The following is a 20,476-nucleotide window of genomic DNA, read 5'->3' as shown; positions in this document are numbered from 1 at the left end:
GGGGAATGTCCGACGAAATCGAACACCAGTACATTCTGTTTAGTTTAGGCGAAGAGGAATATGCGATTCCGATCACCTGGGTAGACGAGATTATAAAAATTCACAATTTAGTACGAGTACCTCGTTCTAAAAATTACTTTGCCGGGATTATGGATATCCGAGGCAAAGTCGTAAAAATGGTCGATCTCGGAGTTAAATTAAATATTCCGAGAGAGCACGAGTCCGAATACGATCGCGCTATCGTAGTGAAGATCGGAGGTGAATCGGTAGGAATTATCGTAGATAAGGTCGCAAACGTAGCCTTATTTCCTCCTGAAACAATCAATCCTCCTCCTCCTTCGGTTAAAGGAATTTCTTCTCGCTATATTACCGGCGTCGGTAAAAAAGATGATCGATTTATTATATTGATCGATATCGAGAAGATCCTGGGTTCCGAAGAATTGTCGGAGTTAGGTTCTGCGGTAAAATGAATTTTCTCCGCCTGAAAACGGGCGCGCTGCTTCTGCTTTATATCGGATCGGCGAGCTTGCTTTTAGCGGACGAGCAGGATCAACGACTCGATCCCGCCGGGATTTATAAACTTCCTCATGAAGTTATCCCGCCGGACGAAGTCGCAAAATTAAAAGAATCCCTATCGAATCCTGTTGAAGGGGTTGATTCGATCGCGTCTATCCGTGCTCCGTTGGACCGTTATTACGCGCAGTTCGTAGACCCTAAACGAACTGAAGAAGAGCGGAGACTCGGAAAAATCTTCACAGAAAAAACGGATCGAAACACTTTAAGATTATTAATTCTTAAAATGGCGAATAAACTCACCGATGCCGCCGTTCTGCGCGAATCTCCCATTCTGTTCGAACTCCATTCTCTTTTGGGACAGGAATATGCCAAGAGAAAGCAGAATTTCAAAGCTTTAGAGGAAGCGAGCACCGCTTTACGCTACCGCGATTTCGCTCACACCGAGGAATCTTTCTCGAAAGAGTCGCGACTGAGAGAATTATACGATAGCTCCGAAATAGAAAAAGCGAGAGGGCATGGACGGATTGCAAAGGAACTTTCTCAGGCCGGAATCGATTGGAATAAAGCCAAAGATAAGATTCATGTTTTGGAGGCGGCGAACGTAAGAGGGAAAGAACTTATTTTCGAAGAAAACCAGCCTAAGAGAAAGATAGAATCGAAGGATATCGCCGACGCAAGGCAGAATGTAAAGATCGCCGAAGAGCGTCTCAAGCAGGCGGATGCTTCCTATAAGGATTCGTTCGAGAAGAATTATTATCCTTTCTTTAAGCGAAAATCTCGGGAAGATGCGAGCGCCGTATTCGATTTGGCAAAATACGTAAAGGAAGCGGAAAACGAAAACAAGGAGCGACTTAAAGTCGTTAACAAAACTTCGGTCAGCGGCCAAGGGATCTTCGTTCTATTCGATTATAAAAGAAACACGGACTACTTCGGATATGCGGGCTTGCTCGAAATCGCGTTTCGATTGGATCCCGAATATTCTCCGGTGGTTTTAAGCCTCGCCCAAGAATTACGTTCCGCCGGAAAGAAATCCAAGGCTTTGGATTTCTACTTAAAGTATCTTACTCTTGCATTAAAAGAAAATAAAACCGATGCCGAGATGGCTCCGGTCTATCGGGAAATCGCTTCGCTTCATACCGAATTGAAACAATATGTTTTAGCGGCTGAATTCTATGAAAAATATTATCAAGCCGAACCTGATCCGAAAAAGAAAGGATTGTACTCCTTTGAAGTAGGCAATTTTTTCGAAACTAAAATCGGGAATTTGGAAAAAGCCGCCGCATATTATTCATATTGGTTAGAAGGCAGAGCAAAAGAGGCCGAGACAGAATCAGAACTTTCATTTCCTGATTCCCAAGAGCGCTTTAGAATGGAAACGATCGCTCATCTGGGAATTTCGCGTTTGCACAGATACGAGAAGAAACCCGCTAAGGAAAAGACCGAATTATTGAAGTCGATCGATTCCTACGCCAAGCTCCGCGAGAGTTATACAAAGGAAGATCGTAAATATTCGGAAGGCAAGAAGGAATTACTGACGATTAAGAAAGGCCTCTTAGAGCGTACAAATGATCAGGATATGGCTCAATATCGATTGAAGAATCTGGAATTGGAGGAAACTAAGGAAAGAATAGACGTTGTCCGAACAAAGCTGGAAACTTCTCCCGGAACGAAAGCGATGCAGAGAGTATCGATATTATACGAGTTCGAAAAGGATTTTGCGACCGCGAAGAAATTCAACGAAGAGATTCTTAAAATCGGAACTCAAACGGAAATGAATCTTGCTTTGCGGAATATAGAAAGAATTAATCGAATTCTGGAAGACGGTATTCCTCGCGATCCGTATCCCGGAGATCCTCTTGCGAGCGATACGCCTTAATCTTTTCCGTTTCTTGTTTTGGAATATTTTTCGATATCGTCCGAGCCGGACGGAGCATCCTCATCCTCGTCCATAGTTCCTGCCGGGGAAACGATTCTAAATTCCACGCTATCGATCACATCTTCGTTGTACGAAACTTTAAGAAGATATTTTCCCGTCGGTAAATCGCGAAAACTGCCTCGAATCGTGGAAGTGGATAAATCAGGACGCTTGCGACTGACTTCTATTTCATTAAATCCTAATTGAAACCGGCTTAAACTTACGTATGTCTCGGCTTCGGGATTTGGAAGGCGGGAAAATTTATAAATATAGGCTAATGTTTTATCGTTTGGAAAGGCCAGTTTATCCCGAGTTAACGTGAATTCGCTTATGTTGGTCATCCGTTTTTCGAGGAAATCCAATTGATCCTCGTCCAAAATAGCCCAACCGAATTCTCCCTTCATCCCGAGACAGGATATCATGAGGGACACGAGGAGTAAGGGGAGGAAGAATAGAAATCTCTTCATCGGTTTTCCGAATCTTCTTTCTCTAAAATTCTGACTTTATCGGAAATATCCTTTTCCCTTCCGGCATGACGGGCATCCGGGAAAATAACCTTAAATCCGCTACGTTCTTCTTTACGAATCGGAGTAAACGCTCGCTGAACGAATCGAAAAACGAGATAACTGAGTAATAAGAAAAATAGGAACTTCATCCTAGAATCATTCTTTCGACAAAAAGGATTCCGGCAACCTGATTTCGTTTAGCTCTGACCAAGGTGCGTTCTGAAAGGACCCCCGGAATTCAAATGGAAAAGCGGCAATTTCGTTCTTGCCGCGGAAGAAGCGGAACTGCCGCTCGTAGTTCAAATAAAGCCGGATTCACTGTAGATATAACGTTTGAGATTTTTATTTTCCTCTTCCGTTTTTTCAATTTTGGCTTTAACCGCATCTCCGATAGAAATAATTCCTGTAAGCCGATTTCCGTCGAGTATCGGCATGTGGCGTATCCTTTTTTTCAGCATAATCGCTAAGACGTCGTCCACTTGGTCCCCTGGAGTCATCGTGGTCAACTGAGTTGACATCACTTCAGCAACTGTTTTATCGAAGACTTTTTCCCGATCCGTAGATGCAAAGTGCAGTAAATCGCGTTCCGTAAAGATTCCCGCCAACTTCCCCGCGTTCAAAACTATTACAGAACCAATATCGTACTTGGTCATGAAGCGAATTGCTTCCCAAACCGTAGTTTGGGGTTCTACCGAAAGAATCTTTCGGTCCTTCTTTTCCAAGATTTCCTTAACCAGCATGTTAACCTCTGGGCCAAAGTGTATGTCCGAAGATGCCTCGGTTCAAGGATTTTTTATCGGTTTCAGGGTGGGCTTTTCAGAAAGTACAAGGGCAAATTGAGGAAAAAAAGCAACGAAATTCCGTAAAATAAGTCCTAATTATGCGCTTCGAAACCAATTTCAACGGTGAACTCTTCAGGAACCTTCGGACTAAAATGGAAAAAAGGTTTCCCAATTCGCTCCTAACGTGGAAGGATATCGTCAGAGGAAGTCGCCCCGTATACCTTGGGACTAAGTAAAAAACAATCATCTATGAGCTCAACTTCTTCTGAGCAACCGAATATCTTAATCGTGGAAGACGAATGGTTGCTTTCGTTTAATCTTCAAAAGACTCTTCAAAATTTGGGGTACCGGATTGCAGGAGTCGCTGCCAACGGACAAGACGCTCAAACAATCTTTCAAGAGACCGATCCCGATCTTGTACTAATGGATATCTCGATTGAAGGAGATATGGACGGGATTCAAACCGCGCAAAGTATTCAAAGAATCAAGGATGTGCCGATCGTCTTTATGACCGCATACACGGACGATTCCACATTTATGCGCGCGATGGATTCCGCATCCACTTACGCGTATATTACGAAACCGTTTCAAAATCACCAATTGAAGTCCTCGATCGAGATAGCGCTTCGCCAGCAAAAAAGATTCGGGCAGGTGAAAGAAAGCGGGAACGAATATCGGAACGTTATTCAAAGTATTTCGGAAGGCGCCGTTTCGTTGGACGGAGAAGGAAAAGTCATTTTTTTAAATCACGCCGGAGAAGAGTTAACGGGGTGGAGATTGGTCGATGCGATGGGGCAACCGGGAGACCGAGTTTTGTCTTTTATTCAAACCGAGTTCGGCGATTTAGAAGAAGATAATACGGATTTAGGGAATAATCTTCGTTATATTCCCGCGGTGCTGGCACGTCGGGACGGGAAGAAAATTCGGGTCGGATTTAGGGTATCTCCGATTCGGGACGAAGACGGCAGAATTATCGGAAGTATCGTTACCTTCTCCGAACTTTCCTTGCTTACCATTTCCGAGCAGAGAATTTCCGAAATGGAAAAAGTTATTCAGTCCGAAATGCGATTGGATTCGATTCAGAAATTAGCCGCAGGGATCGCGCACGAAATCAATAATCCGTTAATGGGAATCATTAATTACGGAAATATTATCCGAAATCATCGAAGCGTCGAGCCTGATATTAGGAACTATGCTCGGGTTATCATAGAGCAGGGCGAAAGAATTTCGGGAATCGTTCGAAATCTTATACTCTTTTCAAAATCCGATAATGAGGAAGCGACTTGGGCTCGTTTCGAGGAGATTGTTTCCGCGGTGGAAGGAATGATTTCGGCTTTGCTACGTTCAAAGAATTTGGAACTTATCAAAGATATTCCCCAGGAATTACCGGAATTATTTTTGAAGCAAAGTCAAATAAAGGAAGTTCTATATTATTTACTTTACTATTATGCGGCCGCAATGGCAGCTCAAGGCGGCGGAATCCGGCTGACTGCGAAATTCAGCAAAGGTGATGATGGAGGAAAAACGGAAGAATCGAATTTAGAAATCCGCGTGTCGGGTTCCTTATCCTTGGAAATCGATCCCGATAATGCCTTTCAACCTTTCGAACGAATCCAGTCGGATGATACTAGGGTGGGTATGGGACTCTCGGTCTGTTATGGAATCATCCAGTCGAACCGGGGTAAGCTCCTTGTTCGCAAATCCCCTTCGGGAACGGACTTCTTTGTTAGATTACCCGTAGAATTCAGGTAGATCTATCTCATCAATCGGGGATCGGAAAAGCGATGGAAATTTTGGGGTTTTCCAAAAAAATGGACTCCAAGATCCAAATCCATTAAGGTAGCAACAGGAATGTTAGACAAAATCAAGAGCGCACTCGGCGGAGAGGCGGATTTCCTATTGAATCACGTATCTAAAACGATTCCGAAGGAGATTCTCACTGTCCCGGGTCCTTCGTATGTTGATGATATCTTTTCTAAGACCGACAGGAACAATTCAGTTCTAAGAAATTTCCAATCCATTTACAATACGGGGCGTCTCGCTGGAACCGGCTATCTTTCGATTCTTCCCGTCGATCAGGGTATCGAGCATAGCGCAGGCGCCTCGTTTGCGAAAAACCTTGCTTACTTTGATCCCGAAAATATCGTAAAACTCGCGATCGAGGGCGGCTGTAACGCTGTGGCTTCCACACTCGGAGTGCTGGGTCTGGTTTCGCGTAAATATGCGCATAAAATTCCGTTCGTCGTAAAAATTAATCACAATGAACTTCTAAGCTATCCTAACAAATTCGATCAGATCTTATTTGCGAATGTGGAGCAGGCCTTTGATATGGGAGCTGCCGCCGTCGGTGCTACCATTTATTACGGTTCCGACGAGAGTTCCCGTCAAATTCAAGAAGTCTCGGAAGCGTTTCATAGAGCTCACGAACTCGGCTTAGTTACTATCCTCTGGGCATATCTTAGAAACGACGCATTTAAAACCGATAAAACCGACTATCATGTTGCGACGGATTTAACTGGACAGGCGAATCATCTGGCCGCGACCATAGAGGCGGATATCGTAAAACAAAAGCTACCAGAAACGAATGCAGGAGGCTTTAAAGATCTTAAGTTCGGTAAAAAAGACGATAAAATGTATACGGATCTTAGCTCCGAACATCCGATCGATATGGCGCGTTATCAAGTAGCGAATTGTTATATGGGAAAAATAGGTTTAATCAACTCCGGAGGACCTTCCGGGTCGAACGATTTAGGCGACGCGGTAAAGGCTGCCGTCATTAATAAACGCGCAGGCGGTATGGGATTGATTTCCGGGCGGAAAGCTTTCCAAAAACCGATGAAAGACGGCGTTGCGTTGTTGAACGCGATTCAAGACGTATACCTTTCGAAAGAAGTGACGATCGCGTAAAGGGGTCGTCATACAAATACTTCGTCGGCAGCTGATAAAATGTCGAACGAATCGAGAGGAAGGGATCGGCGCTAGATGGCGGCGACTCCTTCCTTTTTTATTCAAGAGATGGTTTGGAAAAATTAGTGGAGGAATCGATGAAAATTACGAAAGGATTTTCGGGAACGGTGGGGAATACCCCTCTGATTCGATTGAATTATTATTCCGATAAAACCGGCTGTGAAATTTTAGGTAAGGCCGAATTTCTGAATCCCGGAGGTTCCGTTAAGGATCGAGCGGCGCTTTATATAGTTGAAGACGCGGAAAAAAAGGGACTGTTGAAACCCGGCGGCACTGTCGTCGAAGGAACTGCCGGAAATACCGGGATCGGATTAACGCATATTTGTAATGCAAAGGGTTATAAAACCTTAATCATTATTCCCGACACGCAATCAAAAGAGAAAATAGATCTACTAAAAACTTTAGGCGCAGAAGTTAGAACAGTCCCGGCAGTACCGTACAAAGATCCCGACAATTATGTGAAAGTATCGGCCCGCATCGCCGAAGAAACTCCGAATGCAATATGGGCCAACCAGTTCGATAATATAGCTAATCGTTTAGCCCATTATTATACGACGGGTCCGGAGATTTGGGAGCAAACGGGCGGGAAAATCGACGTATGGGTAACTTCCTTAGGAACAGGAGGTACGTATGCGGGGACTGCGCTTTATTTAAAGGAAAAAAAACCGGGCCTACTTTCCGTAGCCGCGGATCCTTTGGGCTCCGCCATTTATAATTACGTTAAGAAGGGAGAAATCAGCTCGGAAGGAAGCTCGTTTACGGAAGGGATCGGTAACGGGCGCATCACTGAAAATATGAAAGACGTGCCGTTTGACGATGCGGTTCAAGTTACCGACAGAGAATGCCTGGAAGTCATTTATACGCTATTGAAAAAAGACGGACTGTTCTTGGGTGGCTCCTCCGGGATTAACGTCGGGGCGGCGATAAAGTTGGCGGAGAAACTTGGTCCGGGGCATACTATAGTTACGATACTATGCGATAGCGGTGCAAGGTACCAGTCTCGTCTCTTCGACCAAGACTGGTTAAAAACAAAAGGCTATTCTATTCCTCGGGTTTAGAACAAAGTCACATAACGCACGTCGGTTCTATATTCAGATCCGGCGAGGCTTCCTCCCGCCGCCATCGGTATATAAACGCTTTTAACGTTTATTCCTGCGGACACTTTTTCACCGGACGGAGTTTCCACCTGATTGTGCGTTGCCCAGGTCTTGCCGGTGAAATAACTGTGCAATAATTGTATCGCATAGATACCGATTCCGATACCTAGCGCGTTATGGCTGTATGACGAGTAGTTGTGCTCTTGGCTCTTTATTTTATTCAAATCCTGAAGTTTTGAAATCTGATCTTGCTGTATAAAGAGTTGGGCGGTTGCAGCAGGTAGCGCCGCGTTAATTTGGGCGTAGATCAGCGGGTCTTTCAAAAGGATATCGTTCACTTTATTGTCGTGCTTACTTGATCTATCTTGCGCAGCCTTTTCAAAACCGAAATAAGCCAACGCGGAAAAGATGAAGAGCATTTGATAAGTTTTACCGTATGCATTTTGTTTCATGTGGCTTAAACCCCAGCCCGGAAGGACAGCCGATCTCCAAACCGGATCCCACGGGCTCCGTTTGGTCGTAATATATTCTTCCCAACTAGCGTCCTGTTCTTCTATATATTTCTCGATCAAAGCAAGACGCTTTTGTACGACTTTATAGCTGTTCTCCTTGATCATCTGTTCGAGCATTATCGTGTCTAACTGCTCTTCCTTGTCGGTTTTCTTGCCTTCTTTGTTTAACTTCTTCTTTTCCGCCTCTATGATTTTCGCGAGTTCCGTTTCGTCCTTAATTTCCTTAAATATAATTTTAAGAATTTGGTTTTTAGGAATCGATTGGCGTTTCGTTTCTTTCAGAATCGTTACGGAATCGGTCGATTGATCAATTACCGTGGCGTATACCTTGTCTCCATTTTTTAAGAGGATGGTTTCTGCGGAAATCGAGGCGGGTAGAACGAAGACAAGTGCAAAAAGAATCGGAAATAAATTTCCGACCGGCGCTTTTTTAGAAATTTTTTTCATTATGATACCTCGGGAATATATTTCCTTTTGGTTGTCCTACAAATAGAAAGTCAAGCTAAAATATTCCGTAATCGAAAGAATCGGTTCTTTTTTGCCTTGCGGGAGAAACGCGACAAAGAATAACTGATGGTTATGTTGTCGATTCGTTCGATACCGATAATAATTATCTTGTTGGCGTTCATATTTATAGAGCATGTTTGGAGTAGTCGCCTTGCATCCGGTTCTTTTTTTTCCTCACGGGAGTTTCCTGTGAAGGGTGTTGCGGATGAACCGGGATCTCAAAAGAAAAACGAATCTCCCGCCAAGGATTCGGAAGATAAAAAGAAAACGGTGAAAGGTTGTTGTCGCATAAAATACCAGGGCGGCGGATTCGATTACTTTCCCGCTACTGAGGAAGAATGCGTAACGAAACCGGGATATCATAGTTTTTTAAAAGACTCTCCTCTCTGCTTTCAATCGATTTGGGATTGAATACGAATCATTATTTTTCGAGAGGGAATAAGGTTTCGTTTTCGATTCCCGGCTCATCCGATTTTTTCCCATCCCCTTCGGACTTTGATTTTCGCCAGTCCGAAATTTCAACGGATAGCGATGTCGTGATTGCATAGTCGTACAATCTGATATCTGAATCACGGTCTAACGGAAACCTACCTGCTATCGTAAGATTAGATCCTTTGAATGCTTTGCAGCTAAAGCCGGAACTAATTTCTCTGAATATCCGAGGAAATGTTTTTCGATTATTCGGCGTTTCATTCACCAGACTGCCGCCTCCGATTACATTCACGTACGGAATTCGAATTAAATAACCTGCAAAAACGTTAAAATTCGGAGTTAGCCGATAAGTCACATATCCGAACCATTGCGTAACTTTTTGGATCTTAGGAGAAGTCTCGGGAGTTTGAGTCGTATTCGTCGATTGCGCCCAATATGGAACGCCGACTTGTTCCGCGGTAGACGAGCGATCCGTTGATAACGGAAAAATTCCGGAACCTCTGATTACGAATAGCCATCGAGTAAAACTCGCGCCTACGGTTACATTGGTTAGGCCCGAATAATAATCTCCGCCGGTAAATTTGCTGGAGTCTCCTCCGCTAGGAAATCCGAGTCTTGCTTCCAATAAGATAAAGAAGGGGCTATTCGATTCTATAAACGGATTCCATTTAAATCCAAGATAGGGCTTACCGTATCTTGCGGCATCCTCTCTTCCGATTTGCCGATAGTAGATCCAAGGTATGCTAAAGTTCAGAGCGAACTTTCCGCCAGAATAGAAAGTCTCTCCGAACAAGGTCGTCGTATATAGATTCGAATGATCTATCGTTCCTTTTTGATAATCCTGAGTTATCAAAATGTAATCTAAGGGCTTTTCTTTTTTTCCCGTAAACGGATCTATGAATCGGGTAGAAGAAGCCATTGTTTGCCCTTCGCCAGCATGATGCGAAAGGATGGGTCTTTGAAAAAGAAAAAGCATTGCGGCGGCAGTACAAAAATAAAGCGACCGATGGAAAGAAAACAATTTCATGGAAATAAGCATGGATACAAGATCAAAACTTGTCCGGGGGAATTGAAGACTTGTATCGTTTCGTTCAACCAAGACGAATTTTGGAGTTCGCTGATTATTAAGGATGTGTTTCCGGATAGGAATACATCATCCAGAAGTGAAACGGAAGAACCGGGACGTCCTGAAAGGAGGCCGTCTACCCTAAAACCTATCGAAAACGGAATCGATTTAGAATACGGAAAGCCGACGTTACAGGAGGCTTCTACTTGAAAGCTTAAATTTCTAAGATCCAAATAAATCGTTTTGATAGATCCGTCTGAAACCCTTTTTGCGGATAAGTTTAACAATATTTTATTATATACTCCGTATATATGAGAAAGAATTCCGAAGGGAATATCGGGAAATCCGTAAAGAAATTGCGATCGAACCGGACCGCTAGGAATCGAATCGTTTACCGAGGAAATATCTCCTGCATGAAAGTTTCCGGTTATTCCGTAAGTTCGCGCATAATCCGATGCGTTAGGCGCATCGGAATTCGCGTTCGGGTCGGACGAATGCATATTCCCGGAAATTCGGGTCTCATTTTTGTAAATTCGTTCTCTGGCAGATAGGGATCTTTGAGAAAAAGAGAAGGATCGGTTCGGAACCGGTTTGATGAGTAAAGAAAGTTGACCTAATTCCACCGAATTTGAATCAATCGTGATCTCATAGGAATCGACCGATGTGGAGATCGTAAATTTTCCTAGATCCGAATCAGCTTGATCATCCGAATAATAGATTACGGGGAGAACCGGAGTTTTCTGCGAATCGATTATTCTTCCGATAGCTTGTAAAACGGTTTCCTTTTCTTTAGTCGAATTACCGATTGTTCCGAATGTGCATCCGAAATAAAAAGGAAACTGAATCAAGACAACGAATCGTTTTATATCGTATCCCATGTTAAAAGGGATCCTGAAATTTGCGATTCCGGATAAAGCTCGTATCCGTTAAACTTTTTAAGAATTCGACGAGGTCCGCCTTTTCGGATTCGGTCAAAGAAAAAGTTCGTACGAGCGGATCTCGATTCGGGTTCGTTCTCCCGTCGCCTGAGCCTCCGTTCGCATAATGATTTACGACCGATATTAGATCCGGTATGGAACCGTCATGCATATACGGCGCGGTTAACTCCACGTTTCTTAAGGAAGGAGCCCTGAATTTGCCTTTGTCATTCGTCTTTGCAGTGAACTCGTAGAGTCCCCCGTTCGGAACTTGGTATCGGGAAGAATCTAAACCGTTATTATGAACCGCGAATTCTTCGAAAACGGTTTCAGAATGAAGAACCGTGTCCGTAAAATTGAACCCGGCATGGCAATGAAAACATTCGGCGCGTTCTCCGAAAAAGAGATTTTTACCTCGAATAGCGGAGGCACTAAGAGCATTCAAATTTCCTCTATTATATTTATCGTAAGGAGAGTCGCCTGAGAGCAGCGTTCGCTCGAAGCTTGCGATCGCAAAAACGATACTCTTTAAAGAAATAGGATCCGAGTCTTCAGGAAATGCAGCGCGAAATAAGTCTGGATAAACGGAATCCGCTTTTAGTCTGCCGATGAGTTCCTCTTCCCGGTTTCTCATCCCTAACTCCACCGGGTTGTCTCCGAAAATGGGAATCGGAATTTGATCTTCTAATTTTACGAGGAAAGGATTCGCCCAGGTTTGCCTTACATTATAAGCGATGTTCGATAAGTGCTGAGCGTTCCTCGCATGTAGTTGTCCCGTTGATCCGACGGAAACCGTTAACCCGTCCGTAAACGCCTTTGAAGGTTGGTGACAGCTTCCGCAGGATTGAGTTTGGTTTGCCGAGAGTCTTTTTTCGAAGAATAAAAAACGGCCGAGTGTCACTTTTTCTTCCGACATCGCGTTTTCCTCAGGAACCTTTGGCTTCGGAAATCCAAGAGGAAGATTCCAGGCGTAGCCGGATTCGTTTTTTCCCAACAAAGCCATCGAGAGAATCGTCGATTGAATCGAAGAATTTTTCTTTTTTGATTCTATTCCTACTTCAGAGCATGATTGCACTAACAGAACTATACTAAATAAATATTGATATTTCATAATGAACCGCGCCCGCTTCTATCTTCCGAAAATCGGAGGATGAAGCAGACGATTCCTATTCGTTTGAGATCGAAAAAACCGATTGGATTCCGGACAAGTTTCCGGTGGAAAAATCGATTCCCAGGTTTGTAAAGGGGGATGCACAAGTCATTGCGCTCTCGGAATGACAAGAGATACTTCCCGAGCGGATATCCCAACCGTTGACGAGAGCCTTGAGATCCAATTTTACGGATTGAGTCGAAGGATTGTACCCGCCGGCAGGTTGTAGATCGATGACCGCCCGGTTGGGTCTTGCGCAGGCATAAGGCGCCGACATTGAACATCCTCCCGAACCCAAATGAAATACGGCGGTATTTCCGTTCGCAGTCGGGTCATGAGAAACGAATTCGGCGATTAAAAAACGATAGCCCATCGCCCAACCCCATGCTAGTCCGCTGACGTTTAAGGGACTGTTCGCGAGAGCCGGATTTTGATGGTTGAATTCCTCGGGAACTCCAACTTCAAAGCGAATGCCTTTGTATAACTTATTCGGTATCGTAATTTTCACGAGGGAATTCGTGTCGGATGTGCCCGTACAATCCCCCGAAAGATTTTCAAAATCCAGTAAAGCTACGGACGAGTTCTGCCATTTGCCGTCTGCCGTAAATACCGGTTTCGTTTCGGAACCATCAGCTTCGATCAAGGTTAGATTGGAAACGTAAAGTCTTAGGTCTTTTAGGCTGATCGGCATAATTTCCGCTATATGATAAGTCGGTCCGATTCCTTCCGAAACCGATTTCGTTCCGGTGGTCCGAAAGAGGGCGTGGCCTGAAATATCTTTACCGCATTCTATGAGGCTAGATCCTGCCATTGCCTTGAAACGTATTCCGGGGAGAGGGCCGCTCGCAAGTAACCCCGCGAGCAGCCAAGGCATATTTGATTTTTCTGTGTTTCCGTTACAGCTGCCTAAGAATGCAACGGTTGATGATAAAAGTAGCGCACGTATTGTTGTTTTTAAAAAGAACATTATAATCTCCTAATGCATCCCGGATTCGATATTTAGTCGGATCCAAGATCATACGTCACCTAATTCTTATTAGGTGGAATAACTAAACGTCGGCATATCAATAGCCGGACGGGTTCGTTTGGAGGGAGATATCAGTAGAAGCTAGGAGGACGATCGATATCGCTTGAAAGGTACAGGCCGGAGATTCGGGTTTGTAAGGACAAAATGTTCGATTCTTCCAGGTTAGGGAAAAATCCAAAAGCGTCCAGCGCGAATATCTGCTGAACAAGCGTTCCAGTAAAGAAGGCCACCTTGTCCTTTGCTTTCGAGCAAGAACATTTATGAACTTCTCCCGCATCGGCGGATTGGCAATCGGGTAAATGATGATTCGTGTCGTCAGTATGCGAACGGGAGGAGTCTTCGGTGGCTAGTTTAGTTTTGAACGATAAATCTTCGTCCGTTGCATGGGTTTCCTTTTTGCTACCATGATTGCATTCGCAAAGTTTGATTTCGTCGGCAAGGATGCCACCGAAAAACCCACTACCGAAAACTAGGCTATGAAACAAGAAGCAGTGGATCAATACGAGAGTCGTTCCCTTCATTGCAAAGAGATCTTAAGGCGATTCAGGACGGATCTGAGTCCTTCGCTAGTTTTGATTTCTACAGGAATTCCCCGAGATTTAAGTTCCGCGAGAAGTTTGAGAATTCGGTTCAGGATAAGCGACGGAATTGCCACCACGCTTTCCAAATCCAGCTCGACCGATTTCGGTTGTACGTCCTGGATTTTATTTAAAATCAGAGTAATTTCTTCCGTTTCGACAGAACATACGTTCCGTACAAAGACTACTCTAAACCGATTTTTGTCGGGATAAACGTGAGACTCTGTAAACTGTATAACGGATGAAGCCATAAATTTTAACCAAAATTTCCCGTATAAGGCTATTCGGGAAACTAAAAAACGAAAGCCTTTTTCGAAGAGAGCCGTAAAAAAGGAATGTCAGTAGATAGGACACGCAAGACTTTTAGAAAAAGTTTCCATACGAATGCCAATTCATAAAAAAACCGAACTTACGCTTGCTCGTAAGAGAGTCCTTATCCCATGGATCGTTTGCATTGTTACGGTTTCGTTTTTATTTTCGTTTCTTCTCTATTATCCGCTTTCGTTTCGTTTCCCAATCGTCGGTTGCGCGCTTCTTTGGATTGGAATCTGTTTTTTAAAACCTAAGTTCGGTTTGTTCCTGCTGTTTGCCGTTCTTCCTTTGTTTGGAAATCATCCGGGCGGACGCTTCATGGAAATCATGGATTTTCTGTTGCTTACTTGGCTTTGTGGGGCTTATTCGACCGTGAAGCGAGCGGATGCTCGCATTCTTATTTTTTTTAAAAGTATCGGAGGAATGTTATCAGTCGGTTTCGTTTTTGCCGGCCTCCTTGGACTACTTTTCCAGCCGGACATTCTAACGGACTTGGAACACTATCGAATCAATCCGTTTTTCTTTTTTCGTTCTGGCGAATTGGAACCTATGTATCCCTTAAAAATGATACTCGTAACGATTTCCATTTACCTCTTGTTCGTACTAGCGGGGGCCTTCAAGCGGGAGAAAGGAGATTTCAGAATTCCGACCGTTTTATTTGGCGGACTATTGACCGGCTTTAGTGTGACTCTCATTATCGGGTATTTGGAATTTATTTTTCCTACAGTATCCAACTGGTTGGATTTATATCATATTTGGCTGGGAGGATACGTTGATCGAAACATTCCTCATTCTGTACTTTCTTTCCATTTATCGGGCAGTCGCAGCATTCAATCCCTTTTTTGGAATAGAAGTTGGTACGCGATGTATTTAATTGCGTGCCTTCCATTCGGGGCTCTGTATTTAACGAATTTCTTTCGTAGACGGCGCTTCATTGCATTCGGTTACAATATTTCGTTTTTATTAATTTCCTCCCTGTTATTAGGTTTTGGATATACTTTGTTTTTGATCGGAGCTCGCGGAGCCTTCATCGCTTTCGGCATTACCGTCTTCGGTTTTCTATCGATGACCGTTTTGTCTTTGAAAAAAGACTCCGGTTTTTCCAGAGTATTTGCCTTACGAACGACTGGGTTACTGCTCTGTTTAGCGTTGTTATTTCCTTTTCTCTTTGCGAAGGAATTCGGATTTCTTTCCGGCGGAGAAGAGCGAAAGGAGTTATTCTCCGCAGGTATTTTACTTTCTTCTTATTCTCCGATTTTTGGCGGTGGGATGGAGTCTTATGCTTGGGGTAACGAGCATTTTTTGAAGGGGGTAGATAAAGGGACCAGATTGCACTCTTCCCATAACCAATTCTTACAGGTTTTGTCGGGAGAAGGAATCTTCGGATTATTTTTCTTTTGCGCATTATGGGGAATCGCCTTTTATCGCGGGATTCGTTTTTCAATAAGTAAAAAGGGACTTATTCATCGAGTCATTATATCGTCTTTTCTGGGAATTTTCGCATATAGCTGGCTGCAAGAATGGTTTTTCCTAAGAGCGATACAAATTCCTTTTTGGATATTATTATTATCAATGATCGGTAAGCGAAGAGCGACGGTTCGCGAATTCAAATTATTTCTGTATGTTTTTTGCGGGTTGTTAGTTGCGGCTGTCTTCTTTGCAGGTAAAAAAACCTCCCGATACGGGACATTTTTTCCGCCCGATCGAATCGGGGAATCGTATCTATTGGAAGGCAAAGGATGGATGGAAATTTCCGCGTCCGGAAAAATTCTTTTGGAAGCCGATTTTCCTTTTTTGCAAGAGTCTGCGAATCAAAAAAGAATTTTAAAATTCTCTAATAATGATTCCGAAGCACGGGTTATTCATATCGAGCCTAAGATGAAAGTGGAGTTTCCGATTTTTCCGGGAGAATTGAATTGGGTCTGCGAAGCCGACACCGGCGACGAGAAGAGAACGGGTGAGCGGAGAAATTTCTTTCAAAGGCTTTTGTCCGAACGGGTGGAAGATCCGGAGCCTAGAAAAATCTGTCTTAAATTTTCCACGACTCCATAGTGCTTCCCACCCCGATCGGGTTTATGTTAAAATTCGATATCGCCGTTTACGGGATTTTCGTTTTATTCCATTGAATGATTCCCGCGTCCTCTAACTCGCAGGATTTATAGATAATGTAAGAGCCAAGATCGATCGGCTGCGGAGCTGAATTGCAAGTAGCATAAAGTTGTACTGCCTGAGCATACTGTATATCAAACGTTACTCCGATATTTCGAATCGTCGACGTACATTTGTCTAAGGAACTCTGCGTATAAACTTTGGTGTCTTGGATCGTAAAATTTCTCGCTTTAGCGAAGAAATCCTTGAGTGCAAGAGCGTCAAACCCGCTTAATCGGGTGGCTCTGGCTCCTCCGTAATTGGTGCAACTCGGAGGATTGAGCAGGAGAGGGTAGACCTGCGCAACGAAAAGATCGTTCTCGTCGCTCACCGCTTCCTTAATCTTTAATTTTGCATCCGACCCTCTGACTCCCCCCGGACCGGCGTAGCCGATATTATTGCAATCTATAGAAATGAGAAATATCAGCAGAATCGTAATAAGCGAAATAAATCGTTTAAATGACATCACAAGAATTCTCCGAAAAATATATCCTATTCCGATCAGTCAGTTGCAGGCAAAATCGGAATTCAGAATCCAAAACTTTGTCAAAAAATTATCCGAATTAGCCAGAGAATCAATTCATTTTCGTGAGTGAATCGATTGTTTTTTGGCAATCCTGCGATCTTAGAGGAAAGATTCGATTATTTACGGTTCGGCGCGGAATTTACATATTTCGCCGATATTGTCCGCCTACTTCATAAAGGGCCTGGGTCATCTGTCCGAGAGAACAAACTTTAGAAGCTTCCATCAACTGATCAAAACCGTTTCTATCTTCGATGCATGCCTCTTGCAGTTTTTGTAATGCAATCGGAGCTTCTTCCCGATTTCTTTCCTGGAATTTTCGCAGCTGAGCGATTTGCGCCTTCTTTTCATCGTCCGTAGAGCGAATGATTTCATCGGGGAGGATCGTAGGCGAGCCGTCTTTGCCCAAAAAGGTATTTACGCCGATTACCGGAATTTCTCCGGTATGTTTTAGATGTTCGTAATGTAGCGATTCTTCCTGAATTTTATTCCTTTGATACATTCTTTCCATAGCACCTAATACGCCGCCTCGTTCCGAAATTCTACGGAATTCGGTCAGTATCGCCTGCTCCACTAGATCGGATAAGTCTTCGATTATGAAGGAGCCCTGCAGCGGGTTCTCATTCTTGGCTAAGCCCAATTCCCGATTGATGATCAGTTGAATCGCCATCGCCCTTCTAACGGAGTCTTCCGTGGGAGTGGTTATCGCCTCGTCATACGCGTTGGTATGAAGACTATTGCAATTATCATAAATCGCGTACAATGCCTGAAGAGTCGTTCGAATATCGTTAAACGCTATTTCCTGTGCGTGCAAGGAACGTCCGGAGGTTTGAATATGGTATTTCAACATTTGAGATCTTTCCCCGGCTCCGTACTTATTCTTCATACTCTTTGCCCAAATTTTTCTGGCGACCCGACCGATTACCGCATATTCGGCGTCTATCCCGTTGGAAAAAAAGAAGGAAAGATTCGGGGCGAAGTCGTCTATCTTCATTCCTCTAGAAAGATAATATTCAACATACGTAAATCCGTTCGACAGCGTGAATGCGACCTGCGTGATCGGATTCGCGCCCGCCTCGGCGATATGGTATCCCGATATGGAGACTGAATAAAAATTGCGCACCTTATTGCGAATGAAATTTTCTTGAATATCTCCCATTAGCTTTAAGGCGAATTCCGTGGAGAAAATACAGGTATTTTGTGCTTGGTCTTCCTTCAGAATATCCGCTTGGACCGTACCTCGTACTGTAGTTAACGTTTCGGCTTTCAGCTTTTCGTAAACTTCTTTGTTTAAAACCTGATCTCCCGTTACTCCCAATAGCAGGAGACCGAGTCCGTCGTTTCCCTTGGGAATCTCGCCTTTATAAATCGGTGTCGGAACTCCTTTCGTTCGGTAAATTGCCTGGATTTTCTCCCGGATCTCCTCCGTTTTCCCTTCCGATCGAATGTATTTTTCGCAAGATTGATCGATAGCCGCATTTAGAAAAAAAGATAATAGCATGGGAGCCGGGCCGTTGATCGTCATGGAAACGGAGGTACTCGGTTTGCATAAATCGAATCCGGAATAGAGTTTCTTTGCGTCGTCTAACGTTGCAATGCTAACGCCTGAGTTCCCGATTTTTCCGTAAATATCGGGCCTCTCTCCCGGATCTTCTCCGTACAAAGTTACGGAGTCAAAGGCCGTGCTTAATCTTTGAGCGGGCATTCCAAGGCTAACATAATGGAATCTCGCATTTGTGCGTTCCGGGCCGCCTTCTCCCGCGAACATTCTTGTAGGATCTTCCCCTGTTCGTTTAAACGGAAAAACTCCGGCCGCAAACGGGAATTCGCCCGGAAAATTCTCCTTATAGGACCAGCGGACTATCTCCCCCCAATTTCTAAACTTCGGAACTGCGACCTTCGGAATTTCGATATTACTTAATGATTTCGTAAAGTTTGGAACTTTAATTTCCTTGTCTCGAACCGAATACGTAAAGAAATCACCGGAGTATTTGCCGATCTTTTTCTCCCAATTACGCAATAGGTCCATTGTTTCGGGACGAAGCTGAGCTTCCTTTTCATGAAATTCTTTCTCGAGATCGGCCGTATCCTTACCTCTTTCTCGAAGAACCTCGATCGCTCCCTGAATTCTATATAAGACTTCGGCTAACGCGGCTTCTTTTTCCGCAAAGGAATCGTACTTCTCGCATTCTTCCGCGATTTCGGAAAGATAACGATGTCTTTCGGGAGGGATAATATGGATTTTTTGGCTGGCTTCCTTCGTGATGGAGAAAGTCGATTTCCAGCCCAGATTGAATTTCGAGTTCAATACGCCGATCAATGCCGCATACAAATTATTCGTGCCGGGATCATTGAATTGAGATGCGATCGTTCCATATACAGGCATTTCATCGGGAGATTTTTCAAAGAGCTTTCGAGAACGTTGGAATTGTTTTTGTACGTCTCTAATTGCGTCCTGCGCTCCGCGTTTATCGCATTTATTTACGGAGATGAGATCGGCATAGTCGATCATGTCTATTTTTTCAAGTTGGGTCGCTGCTCCGAATTCGGGAGTCATCACGTATAAACTGATATCGGCAACTTCGGTGATTTCCGAATCGCTTTGGCCGATTCCGGCGGTTTCTACTATGATTAAATCGAATTCGGAACTCTTTAGAATTTCTAGACTCTTTTTCACGTTCTTATTTAAAGCGATATTCGCTTCCCGGGTGGCGAAAGAGCGCATATATACGTTCGGATGCGAGATGGAGTTCATACGAATTCTATCTCCTAGCAAGGCCCCGCCGGTCTTTCTTTTGGAAGGGTCAACCGAAACGATCGCAATGGTCTTCTTTGGAAAATCCTGTATAAACCTACGGACGAGTTCATCCGTGAGCGAAGATTTTCCGGCCCCGCCGGTTCCGGTGATTCCAACGACCGGAATTGGGCGAGATGGGGGAGGGAAATCCAACTTTCCTCCGACGGAAAGATCCGCATTATTTTTGCTCGTGCTACTTTCGACCAATGAAATGGATTGTGCGATCGCGATCGGGTTTCGAGATCTTAAGGCCGAATGAAGATCTCCGTTAAATGTCAGAGGAGGGATAAAATCGGATTTTGCGAGTAGATCGTTGATCATTCCCTGAAGTCCCAAGGCTCTGCCGTCGTCGGGGGAATAAATTTTGGAGACTCCGTACGCTTCCAACTCTTGGATTTCCTGAGGAAGAATCGTGCCTCCTCCTCCCCCGAACACTTTGATATGACTAGATCCTTTTTCTTTTAATAAATCGATCATGTATTTGAAATATTCGACATGGCCGCCTTGGTAACTTGTAACGGCGATTCCTTGCACGTCTTCTTGGATAGCGCACTCCACAATGTCTTGAACGGATCTATTATGCCCTAAGTGAACGACTTCCACACCGGAAGATTGTAGTATTCGTCTCATGATGTTGATGGAAGCATCGTGTCCGTCAAAGAGAGACGCCGCAGTTACGAACTTTAGCTTATGTTTAGGTTGGTATGCTTGCGCTTCCATTTCA

General features: G+C 44.1%; 19 protein-coding genes. 7 read left to right on the top strand and 12 right to left on the bottom strand.

The window, feature by feature from the left end; genetic code table 11:
- Positions 1-5 precede the first annotated feature (5 nt).
- A complete protein-coding gene (locus LEP1GSC058_RS08555; protein ID WP_016549197.1) occupies positions 6-470 on the top strand; it encodes a chemotaxis protein CheW in 465 nt (154 codons plus the stop codon).
- Positions 467-2,392, top strand: coding sequence for a tetratricopeptide repeat protein (locus LEP1GSC058_RS08550; RefSeq protein WP_016549199.1), 1,926 nt, complete (start codon positions 467-469; stop codon positions 2,390-2,392). Before LEP1GSC058_RS08555 ends, LEP1GSC058_RS08550 begins: the two co-directional genes overlap by 4 nt.
- Here LEP1GSC058_RS08550 and LEP1GSC058_RS08545 read toward each other — a convergent pair.
- The 3 genes from LEP1GSC058_RS08545 to LEP1GSC058_RS08535 form a co-directional block, all read right to left on the bottom strand.
- A complete protein-coding gene (locus tag LEP1GSC058_RS08545; protein ID WP_016549296.1) occupies positions 2,389-2,898 on the bottom strand; it encodes an LIC_12238 family plasminogen-binding lipoprotein in 510 nt (169 codons plus the stop codon). The two genes, LEP1GSC058_RS08550 and LEP1GSC058_RS08545, sit on opposite strands and share 4 nt — an antisense overlap.
- Positions 2,895-3,086, bottom strand: a complete 192-nt coding sequence (locus LEP1GSC058_RS08540; RefSeq protein ID WP_016549284.1) for a hypothetical protein — start codon at positions 3,084-3,086, stop codon at positions 2,895-2,897. Before LEP1GSC058_RS08540 ends, LEP1GSC058_RS08545 begins: the two co-directional genes overlap by 4 nt.
- Before the next feature lie 150 nt (positions 3,087-3,236).
- Positions 3,237-3,677 (bottom strand): CBS domain-containing protein, encoded by a 441-nt coding sequence (locus tag LEP1GSC058_RS08535; protein ID WP_016549298.1) that lies wholly within the window; start codon positions 3,675-3,677, stop codon positions 3,237-3,239.
- 291 nt (positions 3,678-3,968) lie between these two features.
- Between LEP1GSC058_RS08535 and LEP1GSC058_RS08530 the strand changes: the two genes are divergently transcribed.
- The 3 genes from LEP1GSC058_RS08530 (at position 3,969) to LEP1GSC058_RS08520 (ending at position 7,744) form a co-directional block, all read left to right on the top strand.
- Positions 3,969-5,471: an ATP-binding response regulator gene (locus LEP1GSC058_RS08530; RefSeq protein WP_039948223.1), complete on the top strand. Its 1,503-nt coding sequence runs from the start codon at positions 3,969-3,971 to the stop codon at positions 5,469-5,471.
- A gap of 99 nt (positions 5,472-5,570) precedes the next feature.
- The gene (locus LEP1GSC058_RS08525) at positions 5,571-6,626 is read left to right on the top strand and encodes a class I fructose-bisphosphate aldolase (protein ID WP_016549232.1); all 1,056 of its coding nucleotides are present in this window, start codon (positions 5,571-5,573) and stop codon (positions 6,624-6,626) included.
- 137 nt (positions 6,627-6,763) lie between these two features.
- Positions 6,764-7,744: a cysteine synthase A gene (locus LEP1GSC058_RS08520; protein WP_039948240.1), complete on the top strand. Its 981-nt coding sequence runs from the start codon at positions 6,764-6,766 to the stop codon at positions 7,742-7,744.
- On the opposite strand, the gene LEP1GSC058_RS08515 is transcribed toward LEP1GSC058_RS08520, so the two are convergent.
- Entirely contained in the window at positions 7,741-8,742 is a 1,002-nt protein-coding gene (locus LEP1GSC058_RS08515; RefSeq protein ID WP_016549288.1) for an LA_0442/LA_0875 N-terminal domain-containing protein, read from the bottom strand. The two genes, LEP1GSC058_RS08520 and LEP1GSC058_RS08515, sit on opposite strands and share 4 nt — an antisense overlap.
- A gap of 132 nt (positions 8,743-8,874) precedes the next feature.
- On the opposite strand from LEP1GSC058_RS08515, the gene LEP1GSC058_RS08510 reads away from it, so the two are divergent.
- The gene (locus LEP1GSC058_RS08510) at positions 8,875-9,213 is read left to right on the top strand and encodes an LIC_11321 family protein (RefSeq protein ID WP_084680398.1); all 339 of its coding nucleotides are present in this window, start codon (positions 8,875-8,877) and stop codon (positions 9,211-9,213) included.
- 10 nt (positions 9,214-9,223) lie between these two features.
- Here the strand turns inward: LEP1GSC058_RS08510 and LEP1GSC058_RS08505 are convergent, their stop codons facing one another.
- The 6 genes from LEP1GSC058_RS08505 to LEP1GSC058_RS08480 all read right to left on the bottom strand — a co-directional run bounded on the left by LEP1GSC058_RS08505 (position 9,224) and on the right by LEP1GSC058_RS08480 (position 14,223).
- Positions 9,224-10,210, bottom strand: a complete 987-nt coding sequence (locus tag LEP1GSC058_RS08505) for an LIC11086 family outer membrane transporter (protein WP_408605694.1) — start codon at positions 10,208-10,210, stop codon at positions 9,224-9,226.
- A gap of 47 nt (positions 10,211-10,257) precedes the next feature.
- Positions 10,258-11,178, bottom strand: coding sequence for a hypothetical protein (locus LEP1GSC058_RS08500; protein ID WP_016549252.1), 921 nt, complete (start codon positions 11,176-11,178; stop codon positions 10,258-10,260).
- Between the two features lies 1 nt (position 11,179).
- On the bottom strand, positions 11,180-12,328 hold the full coding sequence (locus LEP1GSC058_RS08495; RefSeq protein ID WP_016549304.1) for a methanobactin export MATE transporter MbnM: 1,149 nt from the start codon (positions 12,326-12,328) through the stop codon (positions 11,180-11,182).
- Between the two features lie 55 nt (positions 12,329-12,383).
- Positions 12,384-13,334, bottom strand: coding sequence for an MbnP family copper-binding protein (locus tag LEP1GSC058_RS08490; protein WP_039948221.1), 951 nt, complete (start codon positions 13,332-13,334; stop codon positions 12,384-12,386).
- A 131-nt stretch (positions 13,335-13,465) separates the two neighbouring features.
- On the bottom strand, positions 13,466-13,915 hold the full coding sequence (locus LEP1GSC058_RS08485) for an LIC_11090 family protein (protein WP_016549183.1): 450 nt from the start codon (positions 13,913-13,915) through the stop codon (positions 13,466-13,468).
- Positions 13,912-14,223 carry a hypothetical protein gene (locus tag LEP1GSC058_RS08480; protein WP_016549268.1) on the bottom strand — a complete coding sequence of 104 codons (312 nt, stop codon included), beginning with the start codon at positions 14,221-14,223 and terminating at the stop codon, positions 13,912-13,914. Before LEP1GSC058_RS08480 ends, LEP1GSC058_RS08485 begins: the two co-directional genes overlap by 4 nt.
- A gap of 133 nt (positions 14,224-14,356) precedes the next feature.
- Here LEP1GSC058_RS08480 and LEP1GSC058_RS08475 point away from each other — a divergent pair, with 133 nt between their 5' ends.
- On the top strand, positions 14,357-16,336 hold the full coding sequence (locus tag LEP1GSC058_RS08475; RefSeq protein ID WP_016549306.1) for an O-antigen ligase family protein: 1,980 nt from the start codon (positions 14,357-14,359) through the stop codon (positions 16,334-16,336).
- Between the two features lie 46 nt (positions 16,337-16,382).
- On the opposite strand, the gene LEP1GSC058_RS08470 is transcribed toward LEP1GSC058_RS08475, so the two are convergent.
- Positions 16,383-16,898, bottom strand: a complete 516-nt coding sequence (locus LEP1GSC058_RS08470; protein ID WP_016549236.1) for a TIGR04452 family lipoprotein — start codon at positions 16,896-16,898, stop codon at positions 16,383-16,385.
- Between the two features lie 199 nt (positions 16,899-17,097).
- On the bottom strand, positions 17,098-20,472 hold the full coding sequence (locus tag LEP1GSC058_RS08465) for a methylmalonyl-CoA mutase family protein (RefSeq protein ID WP_016549291.1): 3,375 nt from the start codon (positions 20,470-20,472) through the stop codon (positions 17,098-17,100).
- Positions 20,473-20,476: the final 4 nt, after the last annotated feature.

Origin of the sequence: Leptospira fainei serovar Hurstbridge str. BUT 6, from assembly GCF_000306235.2 — a bacterium.
GTDB classification, from domain to species: domain Bacteria; phylum Spirochaetota; class Leptospiria; order Leptospirales; family Leptospiraceae; genus Leptospira_B; species Leptospira_B fainei.
This window is presented reverse-complemented; position numbering and strand designations above follow the sequence as displayed.

Excerpts from the sequence above, each read along its gene's own strand:
- LEP1GSC058_RS08530 (WP_039948223.1), top strand. The coding sequence starts at position 3,969 with ATGAGCTCAACTTCTTCTGAGCAACCGAATATCTTAATCGTGGAAGAC.
- LEP1GSC058_RS08465 (WP_016549291.1), bottom strand. The coding sequence starts at position 20,472 with ATGGAAGCGCAAGCATACCAACCTAAACATAAGCTAAAGTTCGTAACT.
- LEP1GSC058_RS08505 (WP_408605694.1), bottom strand. The coding sequence starts at position 10,210 with ATGCTTTTTCTTTTTCAAAGACCCATCCTTTCGCATCATGCTGGCGAA.
- LEP1GSC058_RS08555 (WP_016549197.1), top strand. The coding sequence starts at position 6 with ATGTCCGACGAAATCGAACACCAGTACATTCTGTTTAGTTTAGGCGAA.
- LEP1GSC058_RS08540 (WP_016549284.1), bottom strand. The coding sequence starts at position 3,086 with ATGAAGTTCCTATTTTTCTTATTACTCAGTTATCTCGTTTTTCGATTC.
- LEP1GSC058_RS08510 (WP_084680398.1), top strand. The coding sequence starts at position 8,875 with ATGTTGTCGATTCGTTCGATACCGATAATAATTATCTTGTTGGCGTTC.
- LEP1GSC058_RS08520 (WP_039948240.1), top strand. The coding sequence starts at position 6,764 with ATGAAAATTACGAAAGGATTTTCGGGAACGGTGGGGAATACCCCTCTG.
- LEP1GSC058_RS08525 (WP_016549232.1), top strand. The coding sequence starts at position 5,571 with ATGTTAGACAAAATCAAGAGCGCACTCGGCGGAGAGGCGGATTTCCTA.
- LEP1GSC058_RS08490 (WP_039948221.1), bottom strand. The coding sequence starts at position 13,334 with ATGTTCTTTTTAAAAACAACAATACGTGCGCTACTTTTATCATCAACC.
- LEP1GSC058_RS08495 (WP_016549304.1), bottom strand. The coding sequence starts at position 12,328 with ATGAAATATCAATATTTATTTAGTATAGTTCTGTTAGTGCAATCATGC.
- LEP1GSC058_RS08515 (WP_016549288.1), bottom strand. The coding sequence starts at position 8,742 with ATGAAAAAAATTTCTAAAAAAGCGCCGGTCGGAAATTTATTTCCGATT.
- LEP1GSC058_RS08480 (WP_016549268.1), bottom strand. The coding sequence starts at position 14,223 with ATGGCTTCATCCGTTATACAGTTTACAGAGTCTCACGTTTATCCCGAC.
- LEP1GSC058_RS08475 (WP_016549306.1), top strand. The coding sequence starts at position 14,357 with ATGCCAATTCATAAAAAAACCGAACTTACGCTTGCTCGTAAGAGAGTC.
- LEP1GSC058_RS08500 (WP_016549252.1), bottom strand. The coding sequence starts at position 11,178 with ATGGGATACGATATAAAACGATTCGTTGTCTTGATTCAGTTTCCTTTT.
- LEP1GSC058_RS08485 (WP_016549183.1), bottom strand. The coding sequence starts at position 13,915 with ATGAAGGGAACGACTCTCGTATTGATCCACTGCTTCTTGTTTCATAGC.
- LEP1GSC058_RS08550 (WP_016549199.1), top strand. The coding sequence starts at position 467 with ATGAATTTTCTCCGCCTGAAAACGGGCGCGCTGCTTCTGCTTTATATC.
- LEP1GSC058_RS08535 (WP_016549298.1), bottom strand. The coding sequence starts at position 3,677 with ATGCTGGTTAAGGAAATCTTGGAAAAGAAGGACCGAAAGATTCTTTCG.
- LEP1GSC058_RS08470 (WP_016549236.1), bottom strand. The coding sequence starts at position 16,898 with ATGTCATTTAAACGATTTATTTCGCTTATTACGATTCTGCTGATATTT.
- LEP1GSC058_RS08545 (WP_016549296.1), bottom strand. The coding sequence starts at position 2,898 with ATGAAGAGATTTCTATTCTTCCTCCCCTTACTCCTCGTGTCCCTCATG.